14 protein-coding genes and 1 tRNA gene are annotated in these 17,195 nt (G+C 59.1%); 2 read left to right on the plus strand and 13 right to left on the minus strand.

Translation table 11 applies throughout. The features are described from left to right. Nucleotides 1–5 precede the first annotated feature (5 nt). Nucleotides 6–1,463, minus strand: coding sequence for a Ppx/GppA phosphatase family protein (locus D3871_RS10565; RefSeq protein WP_119768849.1), 1,458 nt, complete (start codon nt 1,461–1,463; stop codon nt 6–8). 296 nt (nt 1,464–1,759) lie between these two features. Here D3871_RS10565 and D3871_RS10570 point away from each other — a divergent pair, with 296 nt between their 5' ends. Beyond that, entirely contained in the window at nt 1,760–2,254 is a 495-nt protein-coding gene (locus D3871_RS10570) for a polyhydroxyalkanoate granule-associated phasin (protein ID WP_147376772.1), read from the plus strand. A gap of 276 nt (nt 2,255–2,530) precedes the next feature. Here D3871_RS10570 and D3871_RS10575 read toward each other — a convergent pair whose 3' ends face one another. The 11 genes from D3871_RS10575 to D3871_RS10625 form a co-directional block, all read right to left on the minus strand. Next, nucleotides 2,531–3,619, minus strand: coding sequence for a protein-glutamate methylesterase/protein-glutamine glutaminase (locus tag D3871_RS10575; RefSeq protein WP_119768851.1), 1,089 nt, complete (start codon nt 3,617–3,619; stop codon nt 2,531–2,533). A gap of 42 nt (nt 3,620–3,661) precedes the next feature. After that, nucleotides 3,662–4,462, minus strand: coding sequence for a CheR family methyltransferase (locus D3871_RS10580; protein WP_119770020.1), 801 nt, complete (start codon nt 4,460–4,462; stop codon nt 3,662–3,664). A gap of 98 nt (nt 4,463–4,560) precedes the next feature. Further along, nucleotides 4,561–6,435 carry a HAMP domain-containing methyl-accepting chemotaxis protein gene (locus tag D3871_RS10585; protein ID WP_233575573.1) on the minus strand — a complete coding sequence of 625 codons (1,875 nt, stop codon included), beginning with the start codon at nt 6,433–6,435 and terminating at the stop codon, nt 4,561–4,563. 54 nt (nt 6,436–6,489) lie between these two features. Further along, nucleotides 6,490–7,041: a chemotaxis protein CheW gene (locus D3871_RS10590; protein ID WP_119768852.1), complete on the minus strand. Its 552-nt coding sequence runs from the start codon at nt 7,039–7,041 to the stop codon at nt 6,490–6,492. An 11-nt stretch (nt 7,042–7,052) separates the two neighbouring features. After that, nucleotides 7,053–7,298 (minus strand): hypothetical protein, encoded by a 246-nt coding sequence (locus D3871_RS10595; RefSeq protein ID WP_119768853.1) that lies wholly within the window; start codon nt 7,296–7,298, stop codon nt 7,053–7,055. Nucleotides 7,299–7,310: 12 nt separating this feature from the next. Then, nucleotides 7,311–8,966: a methyl-accepting chemotaxis protein gene (locus tag D3871_RS10600; RefSeq protein WP_119768854.1), complete on the minus strand. Its 1,656-nt coding sequence runs from the start codon at nt 8,964–8,966 to the stop codon at nt 7,311–7,313. Between the two features lie 24 nt (nt 8,967–8,990). Further along, nucleotides 8,991–11,156 carry a chemotaxis protein CheA gene (locus D3871_RS10605; RefSeq protein ID WP_119768855.1) on the minus strand — a complete coding sequence of 722 codons (2,166 nt, stop codon included), beginning with the start codon at nt 11,154–11,156 and terminating at the stop codon, nt 8,991–8,993. A gap of 9 nt (nt 11,157–11,165) precedes the next feature. Next, nucleotides 11,166–11,477 (minus strand): STAS domain-containing protein, encoded by a 312-nt coding sequence (locus tag D3871_RS10610; RefSeq protein WP_119768856.1) that lies wholly within the window; start codon nt 11,475–11,477, stop codon nt 11,166–11,168. 40 nt (nt 11,478–11,517) lie between these two features. Then, nucleotides 11,518–11,886: a response regulator gene (locus tag D3871_RS10615; RefSeq protein ID WP_119768857.1), complete on the minus strand. Its 369-nt coding sequence runs from the start codon at nt 11,884–11,886 to the stop codon at nt 11,518–11,520. Between the two features lie 11 nt (nt 11,887–11,897). Next, entirely contained in the window at nt 11,898–13,049 is a 1,152-nt protein-coding gene (locus tag D3871_RS10620; protein ID WP_119768858.1) for a methyl-accepting chemotaxis protein, read from the minus strand. A 496-nt stretch (nt 13,050–13,545) separates the two neighbouring features. Continuing rightward, a tRNA-Ser gene (locus tag D3871_RS10625) sits at nt 13,546–13,635 on the minus strand. 431 nt (nt 13,636–14,066) lie between these two features. Between D3871_RS10625 and D3871_RS10630 the strand changes: the two genes are divergently transcribed. Further along, nucleotides 14,067–15,863, plus strand: coding sequence for a GGDEF domain-containing protein (locus D3871_RS10630; protein WP_233575663.1), 1,797 nt, complete (start codon nt 14,067–14,069; stop codon nt 15,861–15,863). A gap of 24 nt (nt 15,864–15,887) precedes the next feature. Here D3871_RS10630 and serS read toward each other — a convergent pair whose 3' ends face one another. After that, nucleotides 15,888–17,183 carry a serine--tRNA ligase gene (serS, locus tag D3871_RS10635; protein ID WP_119768860.1) on the minus strand — a complete coding sequence of 432 codons (1,296 nt, stop codon included), beginning with the start codon at nt 17,181–17,183 and terminating at the stop codon, nt 15,888–15,890. Nucleotides 17,184–17,195 lie beyond the last annotated feature (12 nt).

Here is a 17,195-nt window from a genome sequence, read left to right on the forward strand (position 1 = left end):
ACACTTCAGGATGAAGTCCTGATATTGAAATCAAGGCCGACCTCTTTCCAGGCGGCCTTTTCTTTTTCCATTCCGTATGAAACGGTGGGATGCCGGGCCAGCCAGTCGCGCCCTACTTCAATGTCGATCCGGTTCTTCATCCGGATCCTGAAATCGCCCATATCGGTATCGACGCGCGCGTGCATCAGCATCGCTGCCATGCGCAGCGCAAGAACGGCCTTGGCAAAATCCGCTTCGTCAAGCGTATTGCCTGCCTTGCGCAGGTTGCCTTTTTGCGCAAGGATGAGCGTGCTCAACAATCTCTGCTCGCGCGTCGTGAAACCGGGCAGATCGGCATTGTCGACCATGTACGCCGCATGCTTGTGGTAGCCGGTGTGAGATACCGCGAGACCGACTTCATGCAGCAAGGCGCTCCAGTTCAGGTAACGCGCATACATTTCGGATGACGGCTTGAGTTGCGCGTACAGGCTCGCGGCGGTGCCGGCTACACGGTTTGCACGGCTTTCATCGACATGGAAGCGTCGCATGAATTCAATGACGGATTGCTCGCGGCGGTCGCGGCGAGTTGCACGCAGCTGCAAATCCCACAGTAAGCCCATGCGCAAGCCAGCATCGACCGCCGTCATGGCTGCAATACCGATCTCTTGCATGATGCCGATCAGGATGGCGAGGCCGCCGACCATCACGATCACGCGCTCCGGCTTGACGCCGGGCAGATCGACCGCGCTGACATGACCATAGGCGATAAGCCGATCGCGCAAGGTTTCAAGACTCTGCAGCGACATGGTGCCGTCGCCGATCTTGTTCTTGGCAATGACGTCCGAGATGACGCGTATCGTGCCGGATGAGCCGTATGCGGCATCCCAGTGTTGCGGGTCGTAAGGCGTGACAGCGTCTTCGAAATACGAACGTGCCGACAGAATAGCTGCGTCAAAAGAAGCGGTATCGATGGCCCCGCTGCGAAAAAAGGTATCGCTTTGAGGTGAGGTGCCAACGCTGAACGACTCGACATGCAAAATCTCCGGCCCATGCCCGAGGATGATCTCGGTTGACCCGCCGCCGATGTCGAGCACCAGGCGCCTTTCATCCGCGTCGGCGAGCGCGCTGGAGACACCCATATAAATCAGGCGCCCTTCTTCTTCTCCGGAAATGATTTCTATCGTATGGCCTATGGCTTCTTCCGCCGCTGGCAGGAACGCGGCAGCGTTTTTTGCCACCCGCATGGTATTGGTCGCGACCACGCGTACCGCATCGAGGGAATAGGCATTCAATATTACGCGGAAATTGCGCAGGCAATTCAGCGCCGATTGCATCGCCTGCTCTGTCAAATTGCCGTCGGCATCCAGCCCTGATCCGAGCCGGATCGGATCGCGCGCCGTTTTGACTATGCGGATCGTATTGCCGTCATGCCGGCCGATATGCATGCGAAAACTGTTGGAGCCGAGGTCTACCGCAGCAAACATGTGCAATCCCTATTCAATATTCCAGCCGTTATGGCCGCTGATGAACGCCATCACGCGGCCTTCCCCGGTCACACTTTGCAAATCATCGCTTTGTAACTCATCTCCATCAGTCGGACCGCACTGCGTCCGATGATGTTCCTGCATGTCAAACGACATCATGATTTTAACGAACTTAATGTCTCGGCAATGACTCGAAGCGCAACCAAACGGCGAAAAAATCTCTTGCAGGCGTGCCTACGCACGTACTACGCAGCCATTTCCTTCGCCTCAACGTCTCTCTCTGTACAGGAATCGACATGTCATCACCCCGACTACGCTATCCGAACTCAAACCCGTTTCTGGTGTGGATGCAATTGGGATTCAAGACCACCGAAATGCTGTTTGCCGCAGCCCAGGTGATCAATCATCGCACCACGCGCATGGCGCTGGCCGGCCCTGTGCCGAATGCTCGCGACCGCAAGGAATTTACCTTGATGGGCCAGGAAAAGGTCGATGCCGCAGCGGAATCCGTACAAGCGATGACAATGCGCATGTTTGCCGTACAGACCGAACTGGCTGGCGCAATATTCAGACAGTTTACTGGCGGCACAGTCGGCATGCTCGGATTGGCAGCGACTCCCTTTAGCTTGATAACGCCCTCCGGGCAGGCGCGACTATTGCGCGGGTTCCTTGGTAGCCCGATGACAAGCGCCGCCCGATTCTCCGGCAATCTCGGGCAAGTTGCCCATCATGGACTAAAGCCTATCCATAGCCGTGCTACCGGCAATGCAAAGCGTCTGGCCAAGCTTTGAACAATGCTCTTGCGGTATTGACGTTTACTGATGCAGGCCTACTGTATGGAACGCAAGAATGCCGCCTCCGCGCCATGTCTGAAATACTCTTCTTTGCACTCAGGAAAGCATCAGCCAATTTTTTAAACAAGCGAGGGCGTTTCCAAAAAGAACGCTATCAATTTGTGACGTTACGGGTAAGGATTAGTATTAGTCGCCCTGAATGGCCGCGGCCTTCCACATACAGCGCGCCGAACTCGGCTTCGAACTGCGACCAAGCGATCACATCGCCCAGCCTCAGCGTTGCTCGAACCGGGCCAGTTGCTGCAGGATTTCCTTGTCGAGTGCGCTCAGAGCCACGGTCTTTTCCACCGCGCCGCGCTTGACCGCCTCCTTCGGCATGCCGTACACCACGCAACTCTGCTCATCCTGCGCCACCGTGCGCGCGCCGGCCTTGCGCATTTCCAGCAGGCCGGCAGCGCCGTCATCCCCCATGCCCGTCATGATCACACCCAGCGCGTTGGCGCCGGCGCATTTTGCGACGGAACGGAACAGGACATCGACCGAGGGGCGGTGGCGGTTGACGAGCGGGCCGTCGATCACTTCGACGAAATATTGCGCGCCGTTGCGCCTTAACAGCATGTGTTTTCCGCCCGGCGCGATCAGGGCTCGCCCGGGCAGGACACGGTCATTGCTTCGCGCTTCCTTGACGGCGATTTGACAAACGCTATCGAGCCGGGCGGCAAACGCGGCGGTAAACTTTTCCGGCATGTGCTGCACGATGACGATCCCGGGCGATACCTTCGGCAGCGCGGTCAGCACTTCTTCGAGCGCTTGCGTGCCTCCGGTGGAGGTGCCGATGGCAACCACGCGCTCGGTCGTCTGTGCCATCGCATGCGTGTCGGCGGGCGGCAGGATGACATCGGCGGTATGTTTGACGGAGGGCACCGGCGCTGCAGCCTGGCGCGGGATCAGTCGCTTGACATTGGCGCGTGCCGCGCTCTTGACCGCCGTGACCAGGTCATCGGAGGCATCGCTGAGAAATTGCTTGAGCCCGAGCTTCGGCTTGGTGATGATCGCGACCGCGCCGGCAGCCAGTGCTTCCACCGTGGTTTGCGCGCCTTTTTCCGTCAGCGTCGAACAGATGACGACCGGCGTCGGCCGCTCCTTCATGATTTTCTTGAGGAAGGTGATGCCATCCATGCGCGGCATTTCGACGTCCAGCACGATCACGTCGGGCCACTGCATCCGCATCCTTTCCATGGCCAGCAGCGGATCGGCAACCGCATGCAGGACTTCGATGCCGGGCGCCTCTTCGAGCAGGCCGGTCACTACCTTGCGCACGACCGCCGAGTCGTCCACTACCAATACCTTGATGCTGTTCATGCGGAGTCTTTCCTTTGCGGCGGGTTGCGAGTAGGCGTCCCGTTATGTCTTGCGGTACACCGAGGGCACCAATGGCTGCACCGCATCGGTAATGCCATGCAGGCTTTCCGAATGCCCGATGATGAAATAGCCATGCGGCCGCAGCAGCGACAACACGCGGGCGACCACCTGTTGCTTGGTGTCGCCGTTAAAGTAAATCATCACATTGCGCAAGAAAATGAGGTCGAAGGCGCCAAGCTGTGGCAACCCGGCATTCAGGTTCGCCTGCAGAAACTGTACGCGGGCACGCAGACTGCGCTCGATCAGCAGCGTGTCTTGCTGCGGGCCGGTGCCCTTCAGGCAGAAGCGCTTGAGGTAGGCCTCGGGAATGTGCCGGGCGCGTTCCATCGAATAATGCCCGATGCGTGCGCGCGCCAGCACTCGCGTGCTGATATCCGATCCGATCACTTCCCACGGTTCATCCCCCAGGCAGTCGGCGAGCACCATGGCGATGCTGTACGCTTCTTCGCCGGTCGAACTGGCCGCGCTCCATACGCGGAAGGCTTGTCCGCGCTTGCGCAGCGCCAGGGCCTGTTCGCGCAAAAAATCGAAATGCTTCGGCTCGCGAAAAAAATACGTCTCGTTGGTCGTCAGCAGGTCGATCGCCATCTGCACCTCGGCGGCGGCATGGCCGCTCGCCAGAAGGCGGAAATACTCTCCATAACTGTTCAACCGGCATTGCTGAAGTCGCTTTGCCAGGCGTCCGCTCACCAGCGCTTTCTTGGCGGACGACATGGTGATGCCGGCAGCCTCGTAGATAAAGCGCTGGAACTGGGTGAATTCCTTGTCTGTCAGAACGGTCATGGCTGTGGCGGCGGCTGTTCCATTTGTTTCTTCATCCGCTTCTCCATCCATTTAGCGCCATGAGCCCGGTGTGGAAGAGCTGCACTCATATTGCCCCTTCAAAACCGTGTGAAGTGCTTTTCATCCGGCCCGTCCGCCATGGCAACCGCAGGATGATCCGCCTTCCTCCCTCCCGGTGCCCTGCCCGGGGCCGGCCTCGTCACCGGCTGCCTGCGCGGCACCGCGTCGAGCTTGAAGAAGGCCATTACCTGCTGCAATTGCTCGGCCTGGCTGCTCATTTCTTCCGCCGTTGCCGCCAGCTCTTCCGAGCTCGAGGCATTCTGCTGCGTCGTCTGGCTCAATTGGCTGACAGCCGCATTGATCTGCCCAACGCCCGACGACTGCTCTTCCGATGCCGCCGCGATCTCTTGCACCAGGTCCGAGGTCTTGCGGATGCTCGGCACCATCTCGTCGAGTAGCTTGCCTGCCTTCTGCGCGAGTTCCACGCTGTTGGTCGCCACTTCGCCGATCTCTTGCGCCGCCACCTGGCTGCGCTCGGCCAGCTTGCGCACTTCCGCCGCCACCACCGCAAAACCCTTGCCATGCTCGCCGGCGCGCGCCGCCTCGATCGCCGCATTCAAGGCCAGCAGGTTGGTCTGGTAAGCGATGTCATCGATGATGCCGATCTTCTTGGCGATCTGCGTCATCGCTTCCGTCGTCGCCTTCACCGCTTCGCCGCCTTCGCTCGCTTCCTGCGCCGCCTTGGTCGCCATGCCATCGGTGACCTTGGCGTTTTCGGTATTCTGCGCAATCGATGCGGTCATCTGTTCGATCGAGGCGCTGGTTTCTTCCACGCCTGCCGCCTGTTCGCTCGATGCCTGCGACAAGGATTGCGCGGTCGCGCTCACTTCTTCCGAAGCGCTCGCCAACGCATCGGCGGAGCTATTGACTTCCGCCACCACTTGCGCGAGTTTGCCCACCGTGTTGTTCGCATATTCCTTGAGCTGGCCGAAGGCGCCTTCATAGGATTTGTCGATCCTGCTGGTCAGGTCGCCTGCGGACAGGGCACCCATCACGCGCACCACATCCTCGATGCTGGCGCCGGTGGTCGTCACCAGCTGGTTCAGGCCTTCCCCCATGTCTTTCTGAAAACCACGCAGCCCGGCCAGGTCGATGCGCGCATCGAAATTGCCTCGGTTCGCCGCGTCCACCACCCGCCGTTGTCCTTCGATCACTTGCGTGAGACGAGCCACCATGCTTTGCATCGCCCGCAATAGCTGTCCGGTTTCATCCCTGGCGTCCGATTCGATGCGCACGGCGAGATCGCCGGCTTCCAGCTTGCCCGCCACCTGCACCGCCTCGTTCAACGGCCGCGTAATGCTGCGTGTGATCAGTACGCCGGCGCCGATCGAGAGCAGCACGATCGCGATCAAGGTGCCGGTAATCAATTGCTGCGTCTCACTGCCAGCTTCGACGATATCCTTGTCCGCCTGATTGATCGCGGCTTCGGTGAGTTCGCGCAGGCTGGCGAGCACCGAGGTAATCGGCTTGTCGGCGCCCTTCACCGCCTTGTCCAGCTCGGCGGTATCCTGGGTTTTTGTGCGCAGGGAAACCACCGTTTCCATATCGCGCCGATACGCCGCGGTCGCCTCGCGCAGTTTGACCATCAGCTTTTCTTCTTCCGCACTCAGGCTGCCGGTGGCCTTGTAATCTGCGGCGATCCGTTCGACCGCATCCATGTCGGCGGCGAATTTCTTGTCGTATTCCCCGCCGCGCAAGATGAAATTCTTGAAATGATGAACGCCGTCCCCCAGCGCCGCGATGCCCTTGGTAAGTGCGCCTTGCTTGGCCAGGGCATCCTGCCGGATGAGTTGCCATTGCGCATTCATGGCACGGGTTTCCTCGATGGCGATCACGCCCAGCGTGACCGACAGCAGGGTCAGCAGGGCAAATGCAAAGCCGAGTCGCGTACCGATTTTTATGTTTTTCATCATCACTGTTCCTTGAGCACGAAAATTTTTCCGATGCGCCCATGCGCCATCGGCAGATCAGCCGGCCAGCGGTGCCTGCAGCTCGCCTCCGGGCTGCGCAAGCGATCCGATTTCATCGACCGACAACACATTGTCGACATTGAGCAGAATGACGAACTTGCCATTGACCTTGCCCATGCCTTCGATGAAATCGCTGCGGATCTTCGCGCCGAAATGCGGCGCCGGTTCGATTTCCGATGCCGGAATCTCCAGCACCGCATTGACCGCATCGACCATCACCCCCACCACCTGCTGTTCTCCCTCGGCCTCGATTTCGACGATCACGGTGCAGGTGCGCTTGGTGACTGCAGTCGGCGGCTTGCCGAAACGCGCCGACATGTCCATCACCGGCACCACCGCGCCGCGCAGGTTGATCACGCCGCGTATGCAGTCCGGCATCATCGGCACTTCCGTCAATCCGCCGTATTCGATAATTTCCTTGATCGCGAGTATGCCGATGGCGAATGTTTCGCCGCTCAGCATGAAAGTCAGGTACTGGGCATGGTCGGCGGCTCGCACTGCCGTTGCCGCTTTGGTCTGCCTGCCCTGTGCTTGTACCAGTGCATTCATTCTTATCCCCCTTAATACCTGCTGAAATGCGTTTCGTCCGGCGCGGCTTCCGCACTGTAATGAATCGCGTTGCCGAGAGATTCATTCCCAGCCAGCACCGCGTCCTTCGTCGCCAGTGTGACCGATTCGAATTCATGCCAATGCGAGTTCATCGCCGACAGATTGAGAAACGCCACCAGGCCAAGCAGGATCGACAGCAAGATCATGCCGCTGAAACCCGCTTGCAGCCGTGTTTCCATTCTCTTGTTCTTGAACATGATCCTCCCTCTTTAAAACTTGACGAAATGCGCTTCATCGGGCGACGCCTCCGAGGCAAAATTCCCATTGCTCCCGGTCTTGATAGGAGCCGGCTTTTTGCCTATCTTCATCGTCGGTTTACCCTGCGAATTTTTCATGAACGCATGCCCCGACGCCTCCAGCTTGAAGAAGGCCATTACCTGCTGCAATTGCTCGGCCTGGCTGCTCATTTCTTCCGCCGTTGCCGCCAGTTCTTCCGAACTCGAGGCATTCTGCTGCGTCGTCTGGCTCAACTGGCTGACCGCTGCATTGATCTGCCCTACGCCCGACGACTGCTCTTCGGATGCCGCCGCAATCTCTTGCACCAGGTCCGAGGTCTTGCGGATGCTCGGCACCATCTCGTCGAGCAGCTTGCCCGCCTTCTCCGCCAGTTCCACGCTGTTGGTCGCCACTTCGCCGATCTCTTGCGCCGCCACCTGGCTGCGCTCGGCCAGCTTGCGCACTTCCGCCGCCACCACCGCAAAGCCCTTGCCATGCTCGCCGGCACGCGCCGCCTCGATCGCCGCGTTCAAGGCCAGCAGGTTGGTCTGGTAAGCAATGTCATCGATGATGCCGATCTTCTTGGCGATCTGCGTCATCGCTTCCACCGTCGCCTTCACCGATTCGCCGCCTTCGGCCGCTTCCTGCGCCGCCTTGTTGGCCATGCCATCGGTGACCTTGGCGTTTTCGGTATTCTGCGCAATCGATGCGGTCATCTGTTCGACCGAAGCACTGGTTTCTTCCACGCCTGCCGCCTGTTCGCTCGATGCCTGCGACAAGGATTGCGCGGTCGCGCTCACTTCTTCCGAGGCACTGGCCAGCGAATTGGCCGTGCCGTTGACTTCCGCCACCACCTGCGACAGTTTGGCGACCATGGTTTTCATTCCATACAGTACGCTGGAGGTATCGCGCGCGCTGGTATGGACGGTGACCGTCAAATCCCCTTCCGCCACCTTGGCGGCTATTTCGGCGACATAGGTGGGTTCGCCGCCAAGCTGCCGCATCAGGCCACGTACGATGAGGAAAGCAATCAGGATCGCCGCCAGGAAGCACGCGGCGATGGTGGCAAATATCCATTGCCGCGTTTCGCGATATTGCACGGTCGCGTTGTCGCTGGCAGTTTGGCCGCCGCGTACGTTCAATTCCACCAGTTTCAGCAATTGCGCCGAAAATTCATCGAACAGCTTTTGCGAGTCGCCATGCATCAAGGCGATCGCTTCGTTGGTTTTCTGCTGCCGAGACAACGCAACCATTTGTTCATGGATCGCCAGGTAGGCGTCGAATTTTTTCGAGAATTCCTCATACATGGCTTTTTCTTCAGGTGAAGAAATCAGCTTGGCATACGTGTCACGATTCTGTTTCAGCGTTGCCATGACATCAGCCATGTTCTTCTCGAACTGCCGCATTCTTTCCGGGCTGTCGGCCCGCACATGCTCCAGCTCGTAGATGCGGTAGTCCGAGGTGTTGGTGTTGATTTCTTGCGCATACCGGATGCTCGGCATCCAGTTGAGCGCGATTTCATCGGAGGCATCATTGATCTTCGACATTTGCACTATCGAGAAAACCCCCATCCCGAGCATCATCAGTATCACGATGGCGAACCCCAGTCCGAGTTGGGTTCTTACTTTCAATCCGTTAGACGTTTTCATAAATGGTCTCGATAAATTGATTCTTCAAAATGCGAGTGCGCCGGCCTGGACAACGGAGCGTTCCGCGTTCCCTGCCTTGTGCACCAGCGCCGGCACATCGAGAATGAGGGCGACATCGCCGCTGCCGAGGATGCTCGAACCGCTGATGCATTGGATACGGTTGAACATCTTGCCCAGCGGCTTGATAACGGTCTGGAACTCGCCCAGCAAGGTGTCCACCACCAGGCCGGCCTTTTGTCCCGCGTGCCTGACGACCACGATGCTTTCGCGCCGCGCGGCGGCCCCTTCGACCTCGAACAGGTCGCGCAAGCGGATGAACGGCAGCACTTCGCCGCGCAAGTTGGTGTAGTCGTGCCCGGGCTCGCAGGAAAATTCGATGCATTCCTCGATCACGTCCAGCGGGATGACGAATACCGTTTTCCCCAGCCCGACCAGAAAGCCGTCGATGATCGCCAGCGTCAGCGGCAGGCGCACCGTCACCGTCGTGCCGACGCCTTCTTCGCTGCTGATATCGACGCTGCCGCGCAGTGCAACGATGTTGCTCTTGACCACGTCCATACCGACGCCGCGGCCCGACAGGTTAGTAATTTGCTCGGCGGTGGAAAACCCCGGCTCGAAAATCAGCCCGTAGATTTCGCTGTCGCTCAAGATGCGGCCCGGTTCGACCAGGCCGCGTTCGACCGCCTTGGCCAGGATCCTGTCGCGCTTCAAGCCGCCGCCGTCGTCGCTGACTTCGATGACGATGCTGCCCGAGTCGTGATAAGCGTTGAGCTTGACCGTGCCCTTGGCCGGCTTGCCGCGCTCGGCCCGCACGTCCGCCGGCTCGATGCCGTGGTCGATCGCGTTGCGCACCAGGTGGGTCAGCGGGTCTGCGATCTTTTCCACCACGGTCTTGTCGAGCTCTGTATCCTCGCCGCTGACCATGAGCTCGATATCCTTGCCGATCTCTCTGGAGACATCGTGCACGACGCGCTGGAAGCGGTTGAACGTCGCGCCGATCTTGACCATGCGCAGTTGCAGCGCGCTGTCGCGCACTTCCTCCACCAGCCCGCTCAGAATAGAGGTGCACTCCTGCAGTTCGGCGATCTGCGCGCGGCGCGCGATCAGGTTGGCGCTGGCGCCGGCGATGATCAGTTCGCCGACCAGATTGATGAGGTGGTCGAGCTTGTCGGCATCGACCCGGATCGAGCGGTTTTCCTGGCTTTTTTGTTCGCCGGCCTGCCTTTGCTTGGCCAGCGCGGCTTCGACCACCACCGGCTGCACCGTGCGCTGCTCGATCAGCACTTCGCCGATCAAGGGCGTGGCGGGTTGCGCCTGCGCTTGTGCGTTCAGCGCGGTGTCGAGTTCATGCGCGGTCACGCTGCCGCAGCGCACGAGAATCTCGCCGAGGTGCGCGCTTTGCTCCGGCAATTCCTCGATCAGGCGCAAGTAATCGGCAATGCGGCTGTGCGGCGGCAGGATGCTGATGCGGCAATCGTCCCGTACGAACTCGAAGACGTTTTCGATCTCCGTCTTGTCGGCGGCGCTCTCGAACGCGATCTCGAAGCCGAGATAGGACGACTCGGCATCCATGTCTTCCAGCAGGGGAAGCGCGTCGGGCAGCGTCACCATGCCGACAATCGTACCGAGCCGGCCGAGATAGCGGATGAACGACAGCGGATCCATGCCGTTTCGCAAGACGTCCGGCCCGAAGCGCAGCGAGATATGCCAGTGGTCGTTGTTGCCGCGCCGGCTGTCGATGCGTTCGACGCTCTCGGCCTCCACCACCACCGCCGGCAATCCGGCCTGCGCTTGCTCCTCGGCGAGGTAGCCGCGCAGTTGCTCGATGAGCGGTGCGGCACGCTGCGCCATCGCCGTGTCGGGGCCTTCCTGGCCGGATTCCACGCCGTCGATCAGGACAGCAATATAGTCGCAGCAGGACAGCAACAAGGCCAGCAATTCATCGCCGATGGCGATCTTGCCGTCGCGCACATGGTCGAGCACGCTTTCGACCACGTGCGTGAACGCGACGATGTGATCGAGACTGAACAGCCCTGCCGACCCCTTGATGGTATGCGCGGCGCGAAAGATGGCATTGACCATGCCATCCTGCGTGCCCGCCTGGGCCCCGTTCAGCAGCGCGTTTTCCATGTCCTCCAGCAGTTCACGGCTTTCGAGAATGAAGGTTTGCAATGCGTCGTCAAGATTCATCGGAGCGCCTCACGAGACAACAAGGGGGTCGCCAAAGCAGGCGGCAAGATCGAGTGTCTCGAACGCTTCCAGCACCGCCGCGCTGTGGGCGACCAGGTGCAGTTCCTGCTGCCTGGCCTGCGCTGTCTTCTTTGCCGCGATCAAAAGCTGCACGCCTGCGGTATCGAGTTCAGTAACCGATGACAGGTCGATGTCGAGCCGCGCGACGCCATCCAACGAGGCCAGCAGCGTTTCCCTGAGTTCGGCGGCGCGGTAGATGGTCATCTCGCCTTCCATGCGCAACGCGCGTGCGCCGTCCTTACGCGTTTTTTCAGCGTTCATCGTGTACTCCCGAAGATTGTGGGTTGGAGAAGCGGTGGGATTAAGGCAGTATCAGTTTCTGCACCGCGCCAAGCAGCACTTCCGGCTTGAACGGCTTGAGGACCCAGGCCTTGACACCCGCAGCCTGGCCTTGCCGTTTCTTGGATTCGTCCGATTCGGTGGTCAGCATGATGATAGGCGTGAACTTATAGTTCGGCATTTGCTTGGCCGCCGCAGCGAAGCTGATGCCATCCATGTTGGGCATGTTGACATCGCTAATGATGAGATGGATTTTTTGTCCGGTGAGCTTGGCGAGCGCGTCCTTGCCGTCGCGACCCTCGATCACGTCGTAACCGGCCCCCTTCAGCGTGATTCCCACGACTTGTCTGAGCGACACGGAGTCGTCGACGATCATAATAGTTTTTGCCATGGCCTTATCTTCTAAAAAAACGTGATTTCGCTATCTTGTCTGTTTGCTGTATTGCCGCCTGCATGGATGGCGCGCTCCTCGGCCATTGCGTAGGTCTTTTCCAGTTCGGCCAGCAGCGCCGCCGCATCGAGCGGTTGCAGAGCGCCGGCCTGGTCGAACCCGGCACGGTTCTGCTTCAGGAAATCCGGGAGGCGCTCGATATTGTGTTTGACGTGAGACATGATCTGGCTGACGCGGTCCTGGAACTGCAACTGCACCAGCGCTTCGCCGACTTCATGCTTGATGCCGACGCTTTCGTGCTTGAGCAGGCTGGCGGACTGCACCAGGGCATCGGTGACGCTCCGGAAATCGTTGAGCACGGAACCGATGACGGCTTCCGAGGCGGACATCGAGCTTTGCTCCTGCTGCATCGATTCTTCGGCGGCCTGGCAGGTGGCGACGATGGCATCGCTGATGAGAGCAACCTTGGCGGTGATGCGCCGCCCTGTTTCGCCGGACATCTGGGAGAGCATGCGCACTTCCTTGGCGACCACGGCAAAGCCGCGCCCTCTTTCGCCGGCGCGCGCCGCTTCGATCGCGGCGTTGAGGGCAAGCAGGTTGGTTTGCGCGGCGATGGTGGCGACTTCGGACGCCATCCCTTCGAGTTCGGCAATGAACTTTTCCAGGCCCTGGACCTTCTCAAGCATCGCTGCCTTGCTGGCGGTGGCCGTCTTGAGCGAGGCGATCACCGAACCGAGCTCCTTCTCGCTGGCGGCGAACACGGCGACCAGGCCGGCGTCGCCATCTTCAATCGATTCGGAGGAAACGCCGGAGGCGTGCACCGCGTGGTCGAGCTTGTCGACAATGCCGGAAAAACGTTCGGCCAGCGAAGAAACCGCGGTGTCCATCTGGGACATCGATGACTCGATGTGACCTACCCAGACCGGCGTGAGCTGTTCGCCGAATTGCTGCCGGCCGGCGATGTAAGCTTCAATCGACTGCTGCAGTGCGTCGTGTGCGGCCTTCATGCGCCATCCCGCACCCATTCCGGCCGCGCCCAGCGCGGCGGCGGCCAGTGTGGCACCCCAGCTCAAGCCGCCAAAGGCCAGCACTGCGGCTGCGCCGGCCATGCCCAGGGTGATTGGATACAGTAAATAGGAAAAGCGGTGATTAGCGCGATTCATGGCCCGCTCCCGCCGATAAACATGGGCAACATTTTCATGGTCTACTACGTTCCAGCCTTTACAACTTCATGTTGCTGTTTCCGAGTTCCAGCGATTCGCTGCTCTTGTGGCCTCACAAAAACTTTCCCTCAGGAATGTTTCTATGCAGAAAGATAATAGCAGGCTTGGGCACGAAACGACAAAGAAGAATCGTGTGACTTTCCATCCACTGTTGAGTAATTTCCACATGTGAAAATATCAACCCTAGCTATCGAGGCAATGCAATGACTGCCGTGCGCGGCGAACGAGATGATCAACAACGGCGTCGATCTCTATACCGTCAGCGGAGTTTGGAGCACAAGAACTTCGCGACACAAAACGCTACAGCCACCTTGCGGTAGACAGGCTGGCGGACGCGGTGAGGAAGATCGGAATGGCTGGTAAAAAATCACCAGCAGCAAAAGAAAAAGCCGCTGATTAGCGGCTCTGAAGTAGACTGCGTAAGTCTTTGAATTACTGGCGGAAAGGGAGGGATTCGAACCCTCGATACGCATAAACGTATACTGGATTTCGAGTCCAGCGCATTCGACCACTCTGCCACCTTTCCGTCTTTGGTCGTCTTGCGGCGAGTCAGCCGCAAAGCACGAAATTATAACAGACTTCCTCCGGGGCGGAAGGGGGGATTGCAGTTCATAAACTAATCGATGATGTATTCCCTTCGCGCCTCGGCTGGCGCCTTCGCGCTCCTGAAAAGTTTCTTCTTATCATCATGCTGTCATAAACGGTCTTTAAGATTGGCACTGCACTAACCGATTCCCCCTATCAAGAAGAACAAGAAAGCCTGCCTTGAGTCCGTCTTTATCTCTGCTCGCGCCCAACCACGAACTGCACCATAAAAACGCGATCATGACATCCGTTCCGGCGACGATGCTGTGCCCCGACACAAATGAGGCTGTCGCCACAGCCGCGCATATTGCCAGGACCGCCGCCAATGACAGAGTGGAAGAACCTTGCAGGCAGACGGAAAGCAAGGATGCCATGCTGCTATCGCGTTTACAAGAAGTCTTGAGCCAGCGGCAGTTGACCGCCTTATTTCAACCTATCATCAATATGCAGCGCGGCGGCATCGTCGGCTATGAAGGCCTGATCCGCGGGCCATCCGATAGTCCGCTGCATTCGCCGATGAATTTGTTCAAGGTCGCACGCGCACATGATCTCAGCGTGGAAGTCGAGCACATGTGCCGTCGCATCGTGCTCGAACGCTTTACCGAATTACAGCTGCCGGGCAAGCTCTTCCTGAACGTGAGTCCGGAAATGCTGTTGCAACCGCATGCGCGGTATGGCGAAACGCTGGCATACATCGACGATGTGGGAATTCATCCGGATCGCGTCATCATCGAATTGACGGAAAACCAGCCTACCTACGATTACAAGCTGTTGAAGGAAGCCGTGAAGCATTATCGCGGCATGGGTTTTCAAATCGCGATTGACGACCTGGGTGAAGGCTTTTCGAGCTTGCGCCTGTGGTCGGAGTTGCGGCCGGAATATGTCAAGATCGATATGCATTTCGTACAGGGCATCAATCAGGACCCAGTCAAGCTCCAGTTCGTCCGCTCGATCCAGGAAATCGCGCAGGAATCCGGCACGATTGCGATCGCTGAAGGCATCGAAACACAAAACGAGATGCTGCTAGTGCGCGACCTCGGAATCGCCTATGGTCAGGGCTACCATATCGCACGCCCGCTGGCGCATCCCGCGATCGATGTGGCAACCGACATCGCCGCCTCCCTTAACCGCAGCGGCGTATCCGTCTATCCCTACAAGGCGGCACTGGAACACAATGTGATTACCGCAGCCAAGCTGTTGCGTGCAGTGCCGCCTGCTTCGCCAGTGATGACGAACACCGACGTGTATGAAATGTTCATCGGCACACCGGATCTGCAGAACGTTCCGGTGGTGGAAAACGGCAGGCCCGTAGGACTGATCACTCGCCATAATCTGATCGACCGCTTTGCGCGTCTGTTCTCGCGCGACGTCTACGGCAAGAAATCCTGCGTGACATTCATGGATCCGTATCCCCTGATCATCGACAAGAACACCAGCCTGCAGGAATTGAGCCGGATGATCGTCGAGGCTGACCATCATCATCTGTCCAACGGTTTCATCATCACGGCGGAAGATCGCTATATCGGGATGGGAACCGGCCAGGACCTGATGCGTGAAATCACGCAGATGCAGATCAATGCGGCGCGCTACGCCAATCCCCTGACCATGCTGCCGGGGAATGTACCGATCAATGAGCATATCGACCGGTTGCTACAGGGCGGCGTGCCCTTCTTCGCCTGCTACGCGGACCTCGATCATTTCAAGCCGTTCAATGACGCCTACGGTTACCGCAGGGGCGACGATGTGATCCAGTTGACCGGAAGGACGCTGGCTGCGCATTGCGATCCGACGCGCGACTTCATCGGCCATATCGGCGGCGACGATTTCATCATCCTGTTTCAGAGCGAGGATTGGGAGGCCCGGTGCCGCAGTGTCATGAATGACTTCGGCGCGGCGATCCCGGGGTATTACAACGCCGACGACCGCGAGCGCGGCACTTACGTCAGCGAAGACCGGCGCGGACGCAGGGTGTTCCATCCGCTCATCAGCATTTCGCTTGGCGTCGTGCGCGTGGAGCCCGGCAACTTCCACTCGCACCATCAGATCGCAACGGCTGCAGCGGAAGCCAAGAAGCAGGCAAAAAAAATCCCTGGCAACAGCCTGTTCATTGAACGGCGCCAGGGATCTGCTACGCCAGCGTGGCCCTTTCTTTCGCAAAGCCACGCTTGAGCGTTGAGCGTTGACGGTTACCTTCTATACCGCTGGCGCCAACCGTGTCAGACCGCCCATGTACGGCTGCAATGCCGCCGGGATTTCTACACTGCCATCAGCCTGCTGGTAATTTTCGAGGATGGCGACCAATGTACGGCCGACCGCAAGGCCGGAGCCGTTTAGGGTATGGACCAGTTCCGGCTTGCCCTGCACATTGCGGAAGCGAGCCTGCATGCGACGCGCCTGGAAGGCTTCGCAATTCGATACCGAGGAAATTTCGCGATAGGTGTTTTGCGCCGGCAGCCAAACTTCGAGGTCATAGGTCTTCGCTGCGCCAAAGCCCATGTCGCCGGTACACAAAGTGATCACACGGTACGGCAGGCCGAGCTTCTTGAGAATGTTTTCGGCGTGGCCTACCATTTCTTCAATTGCTTCATATGATTTTTCGGGATGGACGATCTGCACCATTTCCACCTTGTCGAACTGGTGCTGGCGAATCATCCCGCGCGTATCGCGGCCATAGCTGCCAGCCTCGGAACGGAAGCATGGCGTATGCGCAGTCATCCTGATCGGCAGCGCATCAGCGGCAACGATTTCGTCGCGCACCATATTGGTCAACGGGACTTCCGATGTGGGGATGAGGTACAGGGCTTCGCCCTCGCCTTCCTGCCCGCCCTTCTTGGCCGCGAATAGATCCGCTTCGAATTTCGGCAACTGCCCTGTCCCGCGCAGGGAGTCGGCATTGACCATGTAAGGCGTATAGCATTCGGTATAGCCGTGTTCAGCGGTATGCGTGTCCAGCATGAATTGCGCGAGCGCGCGATGCAGTCGGGCGATGCCGCCCTTCATGACGGCAAAGCGGGAACCGGTCAGCTTGGCCGCCACATCGAAATCGAGGCCGATTGCGGCGCCGACATCGACATGGTCCTTGACTTCAAAATCGAAGCTGCGCGGCGTCCCTACCTTGCGCACTTCGACGTTAGCGCTCTCGTCCGCGCCGGCCGGCACCGATTCATGCGGCAGGTTGGGAACGGCCAGCAGGAAATCGCTCATTTTTGCCTGGATGACATCGAGCCGCTCGGCGGATGCTTTCAATTCGTCGCCGATGCCGGCCACTTCGGTCATCACGGCAGTGGTGTCTTCGCCCTTGCCTTTGAGCATGCCGATCTGCTTGGACAGTGCGTTGCGCTTGCCCTGCAATTCTTCGGTACGGGTCTGGATCTGCTTGCGTTCCGCCTCCATGGCGTTGAAGGCGGCAACATCCAGCTGGAATTTGCGCGCGGCCAGACGGGCCGCGACGCTGTCGATGTCCTTGCGGAGAAGTTGGATATCAATCATGAAAATGCCGGT

The sequence above is a fragment of the Noviherbaspirillum saxi genome, from assembly GCF_003591035.1.
Classification (GTDB): Bacteria; Pseudomonadota; Gammaproteobacteria; order Burkholderiales; family Burkholderiaceae_D; genus Noviherbaspirillum; species Noviherbaspirillum saxi.

Coding starts and splice junctions, on each gene's coding strand:
- D3871_RS10565 (WP_119768849.1), bottom strand. CDS start 1,463: ATGTTTGCTGCGGTAGACCTCGGCTCCAACAGTTTTCGCATGCATATC.
- D3871_RS10570 (WP_147376772.1), top strand. CDS start 1,760: ATGTCATCACCCCGACTACGCTATCCGAACTCAAACCCGTTTCTGGTG.
- D3871_RS10575 (WP_119768851.1), bottom strand. CDS start 3,619: ATGAACAGCATCAAGGTATTGGTAGTGGACGACTCGGCGGTCGTGCGC.
- D3871_RS10580 (WP_119770020.1), bottom strand. CDS start 4,462: ATGACCGTTCTGACAGACAAGGAATTCACCCAGTTCCAGCGCTTTATC.
- D3871_RS10585 (WP_233575573.1), bottom strand. CDS start 6,435: ATGATGAAAAACATAAAAATCGGTACGCGACTCGGCTTTGCATTTGCC.
- D3871_RS10590 (WP_119768852.1), bottom strand. CDS start 7,041: ATGAATGCACTGGTACAAGCACAGGGCAGGCAGACCAAAGCGGCAACG.
- D3871_RS10595 (WP_119768853.1), bottom strand. CDS start 7,298: ATGTTCAAGAACAAGAGAATGGAAACACGGCTGCAAGCGGGTTTCAGC.
- D3871_RS10600 (WP_119768854.1), bottom strand. CDS start 8,966: ATGAAAACGTCTAACGGATTGAAAGTAAGAACCCAACTCGGACTGGGG.
- D3871_RS10605 (WP_119768855.1), bottom strand. CDS start 11,156: ATGAATCTTGACGACGCATTGCAAACCTTCATTCTCGAAAGCCGTGAA.
- D3871_RS10610 (WP_119768856.1), bottom strand. CDS start 11,477: ATGAACGCTGAAAAAACGCGTAAGGACGGCGCACGCGCGTTGCGCATG.
- D3871_RS10615 (WP_119768857.1), bottom strand. CDS start 11,886: ATGGCAAAAACTATTATGATCGTCGACGACTCCGTGTCGCTCAGACAA.
- D3871_RS10620 (WP_119768858.1), bottom strand. CDS start 13,049: ATGAATCGCGCTAATCACCGCTTTTCCTATTTACTGTATCCAATCACC.
- D3871_RS10630 (WP_233575663.1), top strand. CDS start 14,067: ATGCTGCTATCGCGTTTACAAGAAGTCTTGAGCCAGCGGCAGTTGACC.
- serS (WP_119768860.1), bottom strand. CDS start 17,183: ATGATTGATATCCAACTTCTCCGCAAGGACATCGACAGCGTCGCGGCC.